The sequence below is a fragment of the Bosea sp. PAMC 26642 genome (assembly GCF_001562255.1).
Taxonomy (GTDB): domain Bacteria; phylum Pseudomonadota; class Alphaproteobacteria; order Rhizobiales; family Beijerinckiaceae; genus Allobosea.
This window is the reverse complement of record NZ_CP014301.1, coordinates 2,267,845-2,284,588: the sequence shown is the minus strand read 5'-3', so window position 1 is coordinate 2,284,588 and position 16,744 is coordinate 2,267,845. Positions and strand designations below refer to the sequence as shown.

Sequence of the window (16,744 nt, the reverse complement as noted above, 5' to 3'; positions counted from 1 at the left end):
GCTGCTCGCCCCCAACGACGTGTCAGGTGGTGCGGGCGGAGAGAAAACCGGCGAGGAAGCTTGCGAGATTGCTGCGGAGCGCGTCCACGGCGTATCCTCCCTCCTGGACGATCACGGTCGGGATACCGACCGCACCAAGCCGACGCCCGATCTCTCCAAAGCCTGGCGTCGTGATGCGCATCAGGTCGGACGAATCCTTCTCGAAAGCATCCAGTCCGAGCGCCACGACCAAAGCCTCGGGCGAGAAGTCGCACAGCGGCTTCGACAGCGCGCTCAGGGCTTCCAGGTAGTCTTCGTCGGTTGTGCCCAGCGGCAGCGGGATATTGAGCGTCTTGCCCGATCCATCTCCTTCGCCCCGCTCCTCGGCATAGCCGGCGTGCCAGGGGTAGGCCTTGTTGGGGTCTGCATGCAGGGAGATGGTCAACACATCGCCACGCTGCCAGAAGATGCCCTGGGTGCCGTTGCCGTGGTGCACGTCGACATCGATGATCGCGACGCGCGCGAAACGACGGCGGAGATACTGTGCCGCGAGGGCTGCATTGTTGAGGTAGCAATAGCCTCCCGCCAGATCGGCATAAGCATGATGGCCCGGAGGGCGGCAAAGCGCGTAGCTTTGCCATGCGCCTGACAAGACCGCATCAGCGGCCTCCAGCGCGCAATTGGCCGAAGACAGGATGGATCTCCAGCTCATGGAGCCAATGGGGACGGAGTTACCCTGAAGATAATAGCCAAGCTTCCCCTCGAAGCTCGTGGGGCAAGTCCGCAGCTGCCGTATGGCATAGCTCTGTGCCACCACGACAGGGCCCTTCGGCCCCGACAGCGCCTGCCATTCGTCATAGGCCGTGGCGAGAAAGTCGAGATACTGCGCGTCATGGACGTCCAGCAACGCGGCACGTCCAAAGTCTCGCGGAGCCACAACCCGGTGTCGGCCGTCTTCGATCGCCTTTAATAGCTCACCAGCGCGCTGAGGCGATTCTCGGGCTGCGATGGGTATGCCCCGGCGAATGTAGGCGACGGGGTCATGAAGCTGATTATCCGAAGAATAGACGCAGAGCATCGACCCCGGCTCCTCGCGATTGCAGACAACTCAGACCCGGAGCCCGTTGCCGACGGGACTAGGGGTCCCCTTGTCCCTTTAGGCGAACGGTCTCATTCGAACGCGATTGCAGAGATCGGAAGGCCAACGCCCAGACGGCACTCGAACTCCACCTCGGCCTTCCACGGGTATCGAACATAGTTGCCGGAATCGATGGATCGCAGTTGATGCTCAGCCAACGATATCGCTCTGACGAATAACAGAATATCATTCTATTATGCTGTTTCGTTTGCGCTCGTCAAGCTGTTCTCGCAGTTGCGAACATCGGCCATCGCAAACGCGAAGGTCTCCCCCACCCTCGGCAGGATCGACCACACTCATTCCACTCTCCATACCCTGCCAATTCGCATCGACCGATCCGGCGCTGATCGTTCGATGAACCATCGGGAAATACCGACCCTGCGCGACCTTTGAGATCGACCCGCCATGAGACTCCAGTGGGAGTGAAATCAGAACGGTGTTCCTTTTTTGTGAAACTGCGCTTGACCGCATATGCTCCGGGGATAAAGTCGCGCGGTGCTCGAACAGGAAGATATTCATGCCAGCCGCCCCCAATTCCATTGCAGGCAGGGACGTCAAATATCACCTGCACTCGAACACCAATTCCGGAAGCACGAGCAGGATGGCCCTCTTGTCATGGCAAGAGGAGAAGGCGTTCGCGTCTATGACGACAACGGCAAGGAGTATATCGAGGGACTGTCCGGGCTGTGGTGCGCTTCGCTCGGCTTTTCGGAAAAGCGCCTTGTCGAAGCCGCACGCCGCCAGCTTGATCTGCTGCCCTACTATCATACGTTCCGCGGCCGCAGCACACCCGTCGTGGCGGAGTTGGCTGAGCGGCTGATCGATCTTGCGCCCGTGCCGATGTCGAAGGTTTTCTTCGCCGGTTCAGGGTCGGAAGCAAACGACACCGCGATCAAACTCGTCTGGTACTATCAGGAAGCGCGGGGCTATCCGAATAAGCGCAAGATCATCTCACGCAAGAATGCGTATCATGGCGTTACCATTGCGACCGCGAGCCTGACCGGGCTGCCCATCAACCACAAGAATTTCGGCATTCCGCTTCCCGGTTTCATCCATGCATCATGCCCATTTCCGTACAAGAACGCCCGCCCCGGCGAAACCGAGGAGGCATATGCGACGCGACTTGCCCAGGAACTCGACGACCTGGTCACCCGAGAGGGCGCCGACACGATCGGCGCATTCATCGCCGAACCGATCATGGGTGCGGGGGGCGTGATAGTTCCTCCGCAGGGCTATTTCGAGAAGATCCAGGCCGTTCTGCACAAGCATGACATTCTTGCGATAGCAGATGAGGTCATCTGCGGCTTTGGCCGGACGGGCAACATGTTCGGCTCGGAGACGGTGGGCTATCGTCCAGACATCCTGACCGCGGCCAAGGCGATATCGTCGGGGTATCAGCCCATTTCCGCGGTCATGATCTCCGATGGCATCTATCAGGTGATCGCCGACAAATCGGCGGAGATCGGAACCTTTGGCCATGGCTTCACCTATTCGGCCCATCCGGTTTGTGCCGCGGTGGCGCTCGAAACACTGAAGATCTACGAGGAGATGGATATCGTCTCGGTCGTTCGGGCCAAAGCTCCACTTTTCTTCGAAGGGCTGAATGCGCTGCGCGATCATCCGATGGTCGCCGAGGTGCGCGGCGCGGGCCTCATTGCTGCAGTCGAGCTTGCGCGCGACACAAAAAATCGGGTGCCGTTCGAGGCATCAGAGGCGGTTCCTGCTTATCTCATCGAGCGTGCGCAGGAGTATGGGCTCATCATGCGCCCCATCGGCGATGCGATCGTACTGTGCCCGCCGCTTGTGATTTCATCAGAGGATATCAAGGAAATCCACACGCGGCTGGGCCGCGCCTTGGATGACACCTACAATATGGTCAGAGAACGCGGCCTGCTTTAGTTTGGGGCATCCGAGAAAAATACCGAGCCGTATTGCTAGAATGCGATTCTCTACGGAAGCCTGCAACGTCGCTGGTCGGATGCTTCGACACCAGGACGCCTGAGAGCGGACGTCGTCAAATTCGCTCCGGGCCATTATCTTAAAGAAGACGGCGTTACTGAGAGCTTGACGTCTGATCCAGGCGTCCTTGGGTGGGCCGCGCGATGTTGGCTCGCCATCATCCTGATTCCGGCCCGGCCCACCATTTCCGATCACTAAAGCTTTTTCATAAGAAGCAGCTCGATTATGCCTATAATTTAGTCGTATTTCGGCCATATGCATACATCTTGCATTCAGTGTGATTTTTGGGATGCCACTATCGCTTGCTCCCGTTGGCCGGCGGATCGCGCTGCAGGTTCGCCTGAAGAGCTAGCCTGCAGAATCCTTCTGCAGGCAACGACGTGATCACAGTGCCGCGAATGTCGGCGATGTTTTGGCTGGTTGGGCGTTCCTGGGCCGATTCAGGCCGGATTTTCAGTCCGAATACCGATCTCGTGCCATTCTCGAGGGATGTGCGGCCGGCGTGGCAATGGCCGGCGCTGGCTCGTCCTATCCTCGTTTCCAGGGTCCGGCCCGCCGGCCTTCGCGCTCCCGGACGCAAGGATGGCGTGTTCGCACGGTCGGCACGCTCCCTGCATGGGTGGCTGACGCTGCCGCAAAAATCGGCCCGCCCGTGCATCCGAGGGACCGCTTCATGACCATCACACGCCGTACCGCCATCGCCGCAGGCCTTAGCCTGCCCTTCGTCGCGCGCGCCGGCGGTGCGCAGGCCCAGGCTCCGAGCCGGGCAGAGACGCTGCTGCTGGTCCAGGAATACGGCCCCAACAGCTTGGACATGCAGGGCATCGGCTCGTCGCAGCCGGTCAATGGCGTGGCGCTGAACTGCTACGACCGGCTGCTGCGCTTCAAGCCGGTGCCGATCCCCGGGGGGGGCGGCAACATGGTCTCGATGGGCGAGCTCGAGGGCGAACTGGCCGAGAGCTGGCAGGTCGCCTCCGACGGCATGAGCTGCACCTTCAAGTTGCGCGACGCGACTTTCCATTCGGGCCGCAAGGTCACGGCCAAGGACGTGAAATGGTCGCTGGATCGCGCCTGCACGATCGGCGGCTTCGCCACGACGCAGATGAACGCGGGCTCCCTGGAGAAGCCCGAGCAGTTCGTCGTCGTCGACGAGAAGACGTTTCGGATCGACTTCATCCGCAAGGACAAGATGACGCTGCCAAACTTGGCCGTCACCATCCCCTTCATCTTCGATTCCGAGCTTGCCATCCAGAACGGCGGCGGCGATCCGCTGGCCAAGGAGTGGCTCAAGAACAACATCGCCGGCTCCGGCGCCTACAAGGTCGAGAGCTGGAAGCCCGGCGTCGAGACGATCTATGTGCGCAACGACGACTGGAAGTGCGGAAAGCTGCCGCAGTTGCGCCGGATCATCGCGCGCGATATCGCCTCGCCCTCGACCCGCCGGGCGCTGATGGAGCGCGGCGACGCGGATGTGTCCTACGGGCTGCCGCCGAAGGACTTCAAGGACCTGCTTGATGCCGGCAAGGTCAACGTCGTCGGCGTGCCGATCCCCAACGGCGTCTGGGGCTGCTATCTCAACACGCAGGTCGGCCCGTTCAAGGATGTCCGCCTGCGCCAGGCCGTCGCCTGGGTGATGCCCTATGACAAGATCCTGCAGGCCTCGCTGTTCGGACGCGGTGTTTCCATGGCCGGCGGCACGACGCCAAAGGTCGCCTGGCCGCAGCCCTTCCCGTACACGCCCGATGTCGCCAAGGCCAAGGCGCTGGTCGATGCTGCCGGCGGCCCGTTCTCGACGACGCTGTATTTCGACGCCGGCAACGCGACCGTCGCCGAGCCGATGGCGGTTCTGATGAAGGAAGCGCTGGCTGCGATCGGAATCACCGTCGAGATCAACAAGGTGCCGGGCGCGAATTTCCGCACCGAGATTGCCAAGAAGACCAATCCGATGGTGCTGAATCGCTTCGCCGGGTGGCTCGACTATCCCGATTACTACCTGTTCTGGACGATGCACGGCAACAACTCGATCTTCAACATCGCCGCCTACCAGAACCCGGCGCTGGACAAGCTCGTCGATGCCGCCCGCTTTGCGCCCGACAAGGCAGCTTACGACGCCAACGTGATCGACTTCATCAAGCTGGTGAACGAGGAGGTGCCGATGGTGCCGATCAACCAGCCGACCCATGACGTCGCGCTGCAGAAGACCATCGGCGGCTACCAGTTCCAGCCCTGCCGCGAGCCCGATTTCCGCTACCTGACGAAGGGGTGAACCCCCGTCATTCCGGGGCGGCCCGCAGGGCCGAGCCCGGAACCCATAAGCACAGGTGGTCGAAACAAGGACGCCCGATGTCGTCGATCTCTCCTGAGGCTGCGGTAGTTATGGGTTCCGGGCTCTTCGCTGCGCGAAGCCCCGGAATGACGTCGGGTGGAACCGAGGGGATGACGCCATGCTTCGTATGATCGGCCAACGCCTGCTCACGACGATCCCGTCGGTCATCGGCGTGATCATCGTCACCTTCCTGCTGACGCGGGTGCTGCCGGGCGATACGGCGGCGTATTTCGCAGGTCCCGCCGCGTCGCCGCAGGCGATCATCGAGGTTCGCAGCAAGCTCGGGCTCGACCAGCCGCTGCCGGTGCAGTTCGTATCCTATGTCACGGCGCTGGTGAAAGGCGATCTCGGGCAGTCGCTGACGACCGGCCAGCCAGTGACCAAGGACCTTGCCGCAAGGCTGCCCGCCTCGGCCGAGCTGACGCTGGCCGGGCTGATCCTGGCCATGGCGGTGGCGCTGCCACTCGGCGTGCTGGCGGCGGTGAAGCAGGGCTCGTGGATCGACCATCTCTGCCGTGTCGTGGCGACGGCGGGTGTCTCGCTGCCGGTGTTCTTCACCGGGCTGCTGCTGGTCTATGTGTTCTATTTCCTTCTCGGCTGGTCGCCGGCGCCGCTCGGGCGGCTCGACGTCTTCGCCTCGGAGCCGCCGCGCGTCACCGGGCTTTTACTGGTCGACACGCTGCTGGCGCGCGATTTGGAGACGTTTCGCGCTGCCTTCGCGCAGCTGATCCTGCCGGCGTTGACGCTTGCTATCTTCTCGCTTGCGCCGATCACGCGAATGACGCGGGCATCGATGCTGGCCGTGCTCGGGTCCGATTTCGTCCGCACCGCGCGCGCCAGCGGTCTCTCCAACGGCAAGGTGATCGGCACCTATGCCTTCCGCAACGCCATGCTGCCGGTCGTCACCACGCTCGGCATGGTGTTCTCGTTCCTGCTCGGCGCCAACGTGCTGGTCGAAAAGGTGTTCGCCTGGCCCGGCGTCGGTTCCTACGCGGTTGAGGCGCTGATCGCCTCCGATTATGCGCCGATCCAGGGCTTCGTGCTAACCATGGCTGTGATGTACGTCGCGCTGAATCTGATGATCGACGTGCTCTACGGCGTCATCGATCCGCGCGTCCGGCTGGAGGGCTGAGGACCATGAACGACATGTCCAAGGTCGAGGCGGTTCCCGCGTTACGCTTCGAGGCGCCCCCCTCGACCAGCCTGCTGGCCCATGGGCGCCATATCGTCTCGGAAAACCCGATCACGGGTCTCGCCTTCGGGCTGTTTGCGCTGATCCTGCTGGCTGCGATCGTCGGCCCTTCGATCGTTCCGTACGATCCGCTGGCGAGCAACACCAATTCGGCTCTGCAGGCGCCGAGTTCGCGGCACTGGTTCGGCACCGACCAGCTCGGCCGCGATATCTTCAGCCGGGTGATCGCTGCGACGCGGCTCGACTTCACCATCGCGGTCGCGTCGGTCGCGCTCGTCTTCGTTCTCGGCGGGCTGGCCGGCGTCATGGCGGGCTTCTATGGCGGCTGGGTCGACAAGGTCGTCGGGCGCATCGCCGACACGATCATGGCGTTTCCGCTCTTCGTGCTGGCGATGGGCATCGTGGCGGCGCTGGGCAACAGCGTCACCAACATCGTCATCGCGACCGCGATCATCAATTTTCCGCTTTATGCGCGCGTGGCGCGAGCGGAGGCGAATGTGCGCCGCGATGCCGGCTTCGTGCAGGCGGCGCGGCTTTCGGGCAATTCCGACTGGCGGCTTTTGCTAACGCAGATCGTCCCCAACATCATGCCGATCATGGCGGTGCAGATGTCGCTGACGATGGGCTATGCGATCCTCAATGCGGCGGGGCTCTCGTTCATCGGGCTCGGCGTGCGTCCGCCGACGCCGGAATGGGGGATCATGGTGGCGGAAGGGGCGAGTTTCATCGTTTCGGGCGAATGGTGGATCGCTTTCTTCCCGGGGCTCGCGCTGATGATCGCGGTGTTCTGCTTCAACCTGCTCGGCGACGGCGTGCGCGACCTCGTCGATCCGCAGCGGAGGAATTGATGCAGACGCCAGTACCTACTTCTGTCATTCCGGGGCTCGCGCAGCGAGAACCCGGAACCCACGGGCAGGGGCGCTGCCATAATCGCTCACCCGGTCGTGGGTTCCGGGTTCCCGGCTTGGCCGGGCCCCGGAATGACAAAGGGGGCCTCTCGTGACCAGCCCTCCGCTCCTCGACATCAAGAACCTCACCGTCGAATTCGCGACGCGGCGCGGGACCGTGCAGGCCGTCAAGTCGATCGACATCAGCGTTGCCAAGGGCGAGACGGTCGCGATCGTCGGCGAATCCGGCTCGGGCAAGTCGGTGACCTCCTATGCCGTGGTGCGTATCCTAGACCGGGCCGGCTCGGTCGCCGAGGGCTCGATCTCGTTCTCCGGGATCGATCTCGTCACCGCCGACGAAACGCAGATGCGCGATCTGCGTGGGCGGGAGATCTCGATGATCTTCCAGAACCCGCGCGCGGCGCTCAATCCCATCCGGAAGGTCGGCAAGCAGATCGAGGACGTGCTGCTGCAGCATGTCCAAGCAACGCGTGCGACCGCCCGCGAGAAGGCGATCGAGGCGCTGACCAAGGTCAAGATCGCCCGGCCCGAGGAGCGCTACGACGCCTATCCGTTCGAGCTTTCGGGTGGCATGTGCCAGCGCGTCGTCATCGCGCTCGCGCTCGCCTGCCAGCCGCAACTGCTGATCGCCGACGAGCCCACGACCGGTCTCGACGTGACCACGCAGAAGGCGGTGATGGACCTGATCGTCGAACTGACGCGCGAGCGGGGCATGTCGACCATCCTCATCACCCATGATCTCGGGCTGGCGGCCGCCTATTGCGACAAGGTCGTGGTGATGGAAAAGGGCAAGGTGGTCGAGACGGCAGCCGCCGCCGACATCTTCCGCAACCCGCAGCATCCTTACACCCGCAAGCTGATGCAGGCGACGCCACGCATCGGCATGTCGCTCGCCGATCTGTTGCCGGACGCGCCGAAGGCTCCGCCGGCCGAGGCGAAGGCGCCGCGCATGGTACTCGCCGGGGCAGAGCCGCTGATGCGGGTCGAGAACCTGGTGAAGGAGTATCCCCGACCCGAGACCGGCGCCTTCCTCGCGAAGCTGATGGGCAAGGCGGAGGAGCCGAAATCCGCCTTCCGGGCCGTCGACGGGATCAGCTTCAGTGTCGCCAAAGGCGAGACGCTGGGGCTCGTCGGCGAATCCGGCTGCGGCAAGTCGACGACCTCGATGATGGTCACACGCCTGATCGACCCGAGCAGCGGCTCAATCATCTTCGATGGCACCGATATCGGCGCGATTCCGGCAAAACAGTTCGCCGCATCGCCCCATCGCCGGCGCATCCAGATGGTCTTCCAGGATCCGACCGACAGCCTGAATCCGCGCTTCACCGCCGAGCGTGCCATCGCCGATCCGATCATGCGGATGGGTTCGATTTCGGGACGCGACGCGCTGCGGGAGCGCTGCGAGGAATTGGCCCGTCTGGTCGGACTGCCGGTCGAGCTGATCGACCGGTTTCCGCACCAGCTCTCTGGCGGCCAGAAGGCCCGCGTCGGCATCGCTCGGGCGATCGCGCTCGACCCCGATCTCGTCATCCTCGACGAGCCGACGGCAGCGCTCGACGTGTCGGTGCAGGCCGTGGTGCTGAACCTGCTGGAGGAGCTGAAGGGGCGGCTCGGGATGAGCTACCTCTTCGTCTCGCACGACCTCAACGTGGTACGCCTGCTCTGCGACCGCGTGATCGTGATGCGGACGGGCGCCATCGTCGAGCAGGGCACGGCCGAGGAGGTGCTCGGCGATCCGAAGGCGGATTATACCAAGGAACTGCTTACCGCGATTCCGCATCCGCCGGTGTGATACCTACCCATGTCATTCCGGGGCTTCGCTACGCGAAGAGCCCGGAACCCACGACCGGGTGAGTTTTCATAACCGGCACGACATGGCTCGCCCGGTCGTGGGTTCCGGGTTCGCGGCCGCGCCGCGCCCCGGAATGACAATCGTTTGGAGATTCAGATGAAAATCAACGACCCCGCCGTGCTCGCCGAAGTCGAGGCTGCCTTCGCTATCTATGAAGCGGCTTTGACGAGCAACGACGTCGCTACGCTGGATACGTTGTTCAAGGACAGCCCGCTGACGCTGCGCTATGGCGTGGGCGAGAACCTTTATGGCTACGACGAGATCGCCGCCTTTCGCGCGGCTCGCTCGCCGGTCGGGGTGATGCGGACGATCGAGCGGACGGTGATCACGACCTATGGCGACGCGATGGCGACCGCCAACACGCTGTTCAGGCGCGACAGCATGCCGGGCAAGATCGGCCGGCAGAGTCAGACGTGGGTCAAATTTCCCGAGGGCTGGCGCGTCGTCTGCGCCCATGTCAGCGTCATCGCGGACTAACCAAGCTCTGATCTACGCCATGACCTGCATTCCCGAGTCTGCTATGCGGAAACGGGCTATTCCGCCCGCCTTCTGGTCCTGATCGATGCCGCGCAGCGTTGCCACCATCGTCCCCGGGAAGTTCGTCCCGACGCCGCGCACGCGCACAGAGACGTTGCGCCTGCAGATCGCAGACGAGATCGTGTCCGGCGTGCTCGAACCCGGCTCGCCGCTGGACGAGCAGGAGCTCGCGGCGCGCTTCGGCGTCTCGCGCACGCCGGTGAGAGAGGCGATCCGGCAGCTCTCCGCTTCGGGGCTGGTCAGCGTCAGGCCGCATCGCGGCGCGGTCGTGGCATTGCCGACGCCGGCCCAGCTCGACGACATGTTCGAGGCGATGGCGGAGCTCGAGGCGCTCTGCGCCGGAATGGCTGCGCGCAATATGACGATCACCGAGCGGCGCCGGCTCGAGGCCATCCACAACGAGCTGCGCACCCTCGTCCAAAAGGGCGATCCCGGCCGCTATCACGAGATGAACGAGGCCTTCCACGCACTGATCTATGCCGGTTCGCACAACGGCTATCTGGCAGAGCTGACCCTGATGACGCGCGCTCGCGTGGCGCCGTTCCGCCGGGCGCAGTTCCGCGCCTGGGGCCGGCTCGGCGGCTCCTATCAGGAGCACGACAAGATCGTGCAGGCGATCCTGCGCGGCGATCAGGCGGGAGCCATAGAGGCGATGCGGGCGCATATCGGCATCGTGCGCGACGCGTTTCGGAGCTACGCCGAGACGCGGTGACGAGCCGACGTCCGTCAATCCAGTCCCACGCGCCGTCATCCCGGATCTCCGCTTCGCTGCGTCCGGGATGACGGGGAGGTTGTAACCGACCGTTATTCCGGTCGGCTCACGCCGCGCTCGCCAGCCTTCACGAAAGCCCGCCAGCCGCCGAACTCCGTGACGTCGCGGGCGCCCTCGGTCGCGATCGTCTCGCAAAGGAAGCCTTTTACGCGGGTGCCGTCCGCGAGCGCCAGCGTGCCGATGCCGAGCGGGGAGGGGATGCCGGCGACGAAGCGACCGAAGCCTTCGGGCGGCATCGACCAGACCTCCAGTGCGATGGCTGCGCCGCCCTTGCCGGTGCGGATCAGTCCGGGCCGCGCGGGCGGGCCGCCGGGCAGGGCGAAGAGGCTGTACTCAGCGGTCGTCGTCGTCGCGCGGAGGAACGTCGCGCCGAGCGAAGTCAGTTCGCCGTTCAGCGGCATGCCGGAGAGATGGGCGCCAACGACGGCGATCTCGATCGTGCCGGGCGTCGGTGCAACGGGCAGATCGGCCAGCGCTGGCACAGGGAGGCCGGCCGCACCCAGCGTCAAGTCGGAGGCGGCGTGGAAGGCGCGGCCGAGGCCGGCGAGCGCCGCGTCATGGCCAGATGGCGCAATGAAGGTGACGCCGGCCGCCGTGCCGTCGCCAGCGAGGCTGACCGGAACCGCGAGTGCACACATGTCGAGCAGGTTCACGAAATTGGTGTAGCGGCCGAGCATGGAGTTCTGGCCGATCGGATCGGCCGCCATTTGCGCCAGCGTGACCGGGCGCGGCGCCGTTGGCACCATCAGCGCGTCGATGCCTTTCAGCGCGATCTTGGCCACCGAGGCGAGTTCGGCAAGCCGATAGCGCGCCGCGAAGGTTGCTGCCGCGTCGGGCAGGGGCTTGCCGGCGATGACCTGCCGGATGACGGGCAGGACCGCTTCTGGGTCTCGCGCCAGCAGATCCTGCACGACGAGGAAGCGCTCGGCGACCCAGGGGCCGTCATAGAGCAGGCGGGCCGTGTCGTAGAACGGCGTCATGTCGAGCGGGACGATGGTGGCGCCGAGCGCATTCGCGCGTTCGATCGCGAGGTCGAAGCTCGCGGCTGCAGCGGCGTCGCCGTCGAAGTCGAGATCGGCGGGGCGAGGAATGCCGAGCCTGAGATGGGGCGACACCGCGCCCGGCCGGCCGAGTGGAACGGTGCGCGAAAAGGGGTCGGCCGCGTCGGGGCCGGCGATGACCTCCAGCACGATCCAGGCATCCTCGACCGTCAGGGCGAAGACCGAGACGCAGTCGAGGGTGCGGCAGGCGGGTACCGCGCCGGCCGTCGAGACGAGGCCGAGGCTGGGCTTGAGGCCGACGAGGTTCTGCAGGCCGGCCGGCACGCGGCCGGAGCCCGCCGTGTCGGTGCCGAGCGCGATCGGGACGATGCCGGCGGCGACTGCGCTGGCCGAACCGGAACTGGAGCCGCCCGGCACGAGATCGGCGCGCAGGGCGTTCTGCGGCACGCCGTAGGGCGAGCGGGTGCCGTTCAGGCCGGTGGCGAACTGGTCAAGATTGGTCTTGCCGATGACGATCGCACCAGCGGCCTTCAGCCTCGCCACGGCGCCCGCGTCGCCGGCCGGCTCGTAGGCGAAGGCGGGACAGGCGGCCGTAGTGGGGAGGCCGGCGACGTCGATATTGTCCTTCACCGCGACTGGCACGCCCCAGAGCTTGCGGCCACGCGGACCTTCCGCCTGCAGGCGCGCGGCCTCTGCCAACGCCTCGCCTTCCGGACGCAGCGTGATGAAGATCGCGTCGTCGCCATGGGCGCGATGGCGCGCATAGGCTGCCGCGATCGTCTGCGGGATCGTGGTGCGGCCATCCAGATGGTCGGCGAGCAGGCTGGTCAGCGTCGGCACGGGAACCTCTCAGTCGGAACGCCCAACGAATGGGCATATTTCTTGATCATGCATACAAACATTATGCAATCGCGGTCGAAGATCGCTTCTGCCGCGTATCGGATGCTATCGGCGGCGGCGATGTTGAGATTTCGATTCACTGCAATTCATTCCTATTTTCAGCAATGTAGGCGTTGCTTTGAGACATCGATTCCGCTCGGTGTCGCTTCTCTTTACGTCAGGCACAGCCCTTGCAAAGCCCGTTCCGTTCGCCGTGACGGGAGCGCCGCCAGTGAGCCGCAGCGAGATCGCAGCCAAGCCCTTTCCGCTCAGCGTCGATTTCGCGCGCACCGCGCTCGTGATCATCGACATGCAGCGCGACTTCCTGGAGCCCGGCGGTTTCGGAGCGGCGCTCGGCAACGACGTGTCCCTGCTGATGGCGGCTGTCGGGCCGTGCCAGGCGATCCTTGGCGGCGCGCGCGAGGCCGGAATGCTGGTGATCCATACCCGCGAGGGGCATAGGCCCGATCTCTCGGACGCACCGCCCGCCAAGGTCAATCGCGGCGATCCCGCCAAACGCATCGGCGCGGCCGGCCCGATGGGCCGTATCCTGATCCGGGGCGAGGCCGGGCACGACATCGTGCCGAGCTTGAGCCCGCTGCCGGACGAGCCGGTGATCGACAAGCCGGGCAAGGGCGCCTTCTACCAGACCGATCTCGACCTGATGCTGCGCAATCGCGGCATCGAGACGCTGCTCGTCGCTGGCGTAACGACCGAGGTCTGCGTCCATACGACCGTGCGCGAGGCGAACGACCGGGGCTATCGCTGCGTCGTGCTGGGCGATGCCTGCGCCTCCTATTTCCCGGAATTCCACGAGGTGGGCCTGCGGATGATCGCGGCCCAGGGCGGAATTTTCGGCTGGGTTTCGACGACGGGAGACGTGCTTGCGGCGCTGGGAAAAGCGCGGCAGGCGGCATGAGGGCCGAGCGACACACAGGCAGAAGGGGGAGATGGCTATGACAACGACGACGGCCTCACCGAAACTCTGGACGCCGGGGGACTGGAACGCCCTGTTCGGCTTCGGCACCAACATCCTGGTCAACCTGCTGGTCCTTACCGGACTGCTGCAGTTCGTCCTGAAGATGCCGTCCGAGATCGTGTTCGGCAGGATCCTTCCGGCGCTCGGGCTGATGATGTTCCTGTCGACCGGGTATTATGCCTGGCTCGCCTGGAAGCTCGCCAAGGAGACCGGCCGCGACGATGTCTGCGCGCTGCCGTCCGGCATCAGCGTGCCGCACATGTTCGTCGTGACCTTCGTGATCATGCTGCCGATCGCGTCGATGACCGGCGATCCGATCAAGGGCTGGGAAGCCGGGCTCGTCTGGGTGTTCTTCCAGAGCTTCATTCTGATGGCGGGCGGGTTCATCGCGCCCTACATCCGCAAGATCACGCCTCGGGCTGCTCTTTTGGGCACGCTGGCGGGCGTCTCGATCGCCTTCATCTCGATGCGGCCCGCGCTGGAGATTTTTCTGACGCCGGCGATCGGCCTGGTCTGCCTCGCCATCATCCTGGTGAGCTGGTTTGGCGGGGTGCGCTATCCCAAGGGCATTCCGGCGGGCCTCGTCGCCATCGCCTTCGGTATGGTGATCGCCTGGGGGTCGGCCTTGTTCGGGCTCGATATCGGCGGGCTCTCGCTGGCCAAACTGGGCGCCGCCTTCTCGACCTTCGGTTTCGCGCTGCCGATCCCGGCCGTCGACCACGTCTTCTCGGGCTTTTCCTATCTCGGGATCATCCTCGTCACGGCGATCCCGTTCGGGATCTACGACCTCGTCGAGGCGATGGACAATGTCGAGAGCGCCGAGGCCGCGGGCGACCACTACCCGACGACGCGGGTGCTCACAGCAGACGGCGTCGTCTCGCTGATCGGCTGCCTGATGGGCAACCCCTTCATCAACGCGGTCTATATCGGGCATCCCGGCTGGAAGGCGATGGGCGGGCGCATCGGCTATTCCGCGGCGACGGGGGTGATCGTGCTCGGCCTGTGCTGGCTCGGCATCGTCGCCTTCCTGCTGGCGCTGATCCCGATCGTCGCGATCTCGCCGATCCTGCTCTATATCGGGATGCTGATCGGGGCGCAGGCCTTCCAGACCACGCCGACGAGCCATGCGCCGGCGATCGTGCTGGCGCTGACGCCGCATCTGGCGGCCTGGGCCAAGGTGCTGATCGACGGCGCGCTGGGGGCGGCAGGGACGAATGCGGCCACCGTCGGCATCGACAAGATGGCCAATATGGGCGTGCTCTATCACGGGCTCGAACTGATGGGCGGCGGGGCGATCCTGTCGGGGCTGGTGTTAGGGGCCATCGCCGTTTTCGTGATCGAGAAGCAGTTCGTGCAGGCGGCGGGGTTCGCGGCGGCCGGAGCGGTTCTGACCTATTTCGGGCTGATGCATGGCGAGGCGATCGGCGTCGGCAAGGGGCTCGGCGTCACGCCCTCGATCAGCCTGGCCTATGCGATGGTGGCGGGCTTCCTCTATCTCTGCGCCCGTTCGCTGGTCGTCGCGACCGAGGGCAAGAGCATGACCGCGCAGCCGCATGGCAAGCTGGAGCCGGCCGAATGAGCGAGCCCAAACCCGGCTTCGACGCCGGGCGCCATTGCGATGCGATGGCGCCGGCGCTTGGGTTGACTATCACGGACCAGCAGCGGCCGGCGGTGCTGCAGTTTCTGACCATCGCGTCCGGGATGGCAACGATCGTCCAAGCTGCGCCGCTGGATGACGGCTCCTTTGAACTCGCGCCGGTCTTTCGGCCCGGGCCGGTCAGCGGTGGAGGGTCTGCGTGAGCTTCGACGCCTTTACGCCGGCCCATCTGATCGCCAGGCAGATCGGGGACGGTGTCGTCACGGCCGAGGCGGTGACGACGGCCTTCCTCGACCGCATCGGAACGGTTAATCCGCAGATCAACGCTTTCACCGACGTCACCGCCGAGCGGGCGCTGGCGCAGGCGCGGGCGATCGATGCGTCGCGAAAGGCGGGGCGGCCGCTCGGTCCGCTCGCCGGCGTGCCCTTTGCTGCCAAGAACCTGTTCGACATCGAGGGGCTGCCGACGCGGGCAGGCTCCAAGATCAACCGCGAACGCGCGCCTGCGACCCGCGACGCGGTGCTGATCGAGCGGCTGAGCGCCGCCGGAGCCGTGCTGGTGGGCGGCCTCAACATGGGCGAATACGCCTATGATTTTACCGGCGAGAATGCCCATGACGGCGCCTGCCGCAATCCGCACGACCTGTCGCGCATGGCGGGTGGTTCGTCCTCCGGTTCGGGCTCGGCGACGGCCGCAGGGTTGGCGCCGATCTCGCTGGGCTCAGACACCAATGGCTCGATCCGGGTGCCGAGTTCGCTCTGCGGCATTTTCGGACTGAAGCCGACCTATGGTCGGCTGTCGCGCGGGCGCAGCTTCCCTTTCTGCGACTCGCTCGACCATCTCGGACCCTTCGCACGAGACGTGACCGATCTCGCCTTGGCCTATGACGCGATGCAGGGTCCGGACGCAGATGATCCGGCCTGTGCGCAGCGGCCGGTCGAGCCGACCTTGCCTTCGCTGGCGCAGGGCGTCGGCGGGCTGCGGATTGCGTTGGCGGGCGGTTATTTCGATACCGACGGCATGCCTGAAGCGGCCGAGGCGGTGTCGCTCGTCGCGCAGGCGCTGGGGGCAAGCGGCAGGATCGAATTGGCCGGTGCCGATATCGCGCGCGCTGCAGCCTTTCTGATCACCAATGGCGAGAGCGCGGCCTTCCATCTCGAGCGGCTAAAGTCACGGGCGGATGATTTCGACCCCGAAACCCGCGACCGTTTTCTCGCCGGCGCCATGCAGCCGACTGCCTGGTACATCCAGGCGCAGCGGGCTCGGCATTGGTTCCACGGTCAGATGATGCGGGTCTTCGCCGATGTCGATCTGATCATCGCGCCGGCGACGCCCTGCCCGGCACCGCTGGTCGGGCAGAAGACGCTGGAACTGCGCGGCGAGAGCGTGCCGCTGCGGCCCAATCTCGGCCTGTTCACCCAGCCGATCTCCTGCATCGGGCTGCCGGTGGCGGCGGTGCCGGTGTTCGGGGCGGGTCTGCCGATCGGGGTGCAGGTCATCGCCGCGCCCTGGCGCGAGGATCTGTGCCTGCGCGCGGCGTTCGCGCTGGCGCAGGCAGGAGTGTGCGAGGCGAGGGCGCCGGTTCTGTGATCTGTCATTCCGGGTTCGCGCCTGTGGCGCGCCC

12 protein-coding genes and 1 pseudogene are annotated in these 16,744 nt (G+C 65.2%); 11 read left to right on the top strand and 2 right to left on the bottom strand.

Going from position 1 to position 16,744, the window contains the following annotated elements:
* Positions 1 to 22 precede the first annotated feature (22 nt).
* Positions 23 to 1,057, bottom strand: coding sequence for a histone deacetylase family protein (locus AXW83_RS10795; protein WP_066613236.1), 1,035 nt, complete (start codon positions 1,055 to 1,057; stop codon positions 23 to 25).
* A 577-nt stretch (positions 1,058 to 1,634) separates the two neighbouring features.
* On the opposite strand from AXW83_RS10795, the pseudogene AXW83_RS10790 reads away from it, so the two are divergent.
* The 7 genes and pseudogenes from AXW83_RS10790 (at position 1,635) to AXW83_RS10760 (ending at position 10,603) form a co-directional block, all read left to right on the top strand.
* Positions 1,635 to 3,016, top strand: a pseudogene (locus AXW83_RS10790) (aspartate aminotransferase family protein).
* A 733-nt stretch (positions 3,017 to 3,749) separates the two neighbouring features.
* Positions 3,750 to 5,342 (top strand): ABC transporter substrate-binding protein, encoded by a 1,593-nt coding sequence (locus tag AXW83_RS10785; RefSeq protein ID WP_066613233.1) that lies wholly within the window; start codon positions 3,750 to 3,752, stop codon positions 5,340 to 5,342.
* Positions 5,343 to 5,520: 178 nt separating this feature from the next.
* Positions 5,521 to 6,534 carry an ABC transporter permease gene (locus AXW83_RS10780; RefSeq protein ID WP_066613231.1) on the top strand — a complete coding sequence of 338 codons (1,014 nt, stop codon included), beginning with the start codon at positions 5,521 to 5,523 and terminating at the stop codon, positions 6,532 to 6,534.
* Between the two features lie 14 nt (positions 6,535 to 6,548).
* Positions 6,549 to 7,442: an ABC transporter permease gene (locus AXW83_RS10775; protein WP_066620313.1), complete on the top strand. Its 894-nt coding sequence runs from the start codon at positions 6,549 to 6,551 to the stop codon at positions 7,440 to 7,442.
* Between the two features lie 151 nt (positions 7,443 to 7,593).
* The gene (locus AXW83_RS10770; protein WP_066613229.1) at positions 7,594 to 9,294 is read left to right on the top strand and encodes a dipeptide ABC transporter ATP-binding protein; all 1,701 of its coding nucleotides are present in this window, start codon (positions 7,594 to 7,596) and stop codon (positions 9,292 to 9,294) included.
* Between the two features lie 156 nt (positions 9,295 to 9,450).
* Entirely contained in the window at positions 9,451 to 9,831 is a 381-nt protein-coding gene (hpxZ, locus tag AXW83_RS10765) for an oxalurate catabolism protein HpxZ (RefSeq protein WP_066613226.1), read from the top strand.
* A gap of 85 nt (positions 9,832 to 9,916) precedes the next feature.
* On the top strand, positions 9,917 to 10,603 hold the full coding sequence (locus AXW83_RS10760) for a GntR family transcriptional regulator (RefSeq protein WP_066613224.1): 687 nt from the start codon (positions 9,917 to 9,919) through the stop codon (positions 10,601 to 10,603).
* A 92-nt stretch (positions 10,604 to 10,695) separates the two neighbouring features.
* On the opposite strand, the gene atzF is transcribed toward AXW83_RS10760, so the two are convergent.
* Positions 10,696 to 12,504: an allophanate hydrolase gene (gene atzF, locus AXW83_RS10755; protein WP_066613221.1), complete on the bottom strand. Its 1,809-nt coding sequence runs from the start codon at positions 12,502 to 12,504 to the stop codon at positions 10,696 to 10,698.
* Between the two features lie 271 nt (positions 12,505 to 12,775).
* Here atzF and AXW83_RS10750 point away from each other — a divergent pair, with 271 nt between their 5' ends.
* From AXW83_RS10750 to AXW83_RS10735, 4 genes are read left to right on the top strand one after another with little or no spacing between them, the layout of a single operon-like run.
* Positions 12,776 to 13,462, top strand: coding sequence for a cysteine hydrolase family protein (locus tag AXW83_RS10750; protein WP_210179660.1), 687 nt, complete (start codon positions 12,776 to 12,778; stop codon positions 13,460 to 13,462).
* Between the two features lie 31 nt (positions 13,463 to 13,493).
* Positions 13,494 to 15,101: a regulator gene (locus tag AXW83_RS10745; protein WP_066613219.1), complete on the top strand. Its 1,608-nt coding sequence runs from the start codon at positions 13,494 to 13,496 to the stop codon at positions 15,099 to 15,101.
* Complete coding sequence (locus tag AXW83_RS10740; protein ID WP_066613216.1) at positions 15,098 to 15,322, top strand: DUF4089 domain-containing protein; 225 nt, start codon at positions 15,098 to 15,100, stop codon at positions 15,320 to 15,322. The genes AXW83_RS10745 and AXW83_RS10740 overlap by 4 nt, the downstream gene beginning before the upstream one ends.
* A complete protein-coding gene (locus AXW83_RS10735; protein ID WP_066613211.1) occupies positions 15,319 to 16,710 on the top strand; it encodes an AtzE family amidohydrolase in 1,392 nt (463 codons plus the stop codon). The genes AXW83_RS10740 and AXW83_RS10735 overlap by 4 nt, the downstream gene beginning before the upstream one ends.
* Positions 16,711 to 16,744: the final 34 nt, after the last annotated feature.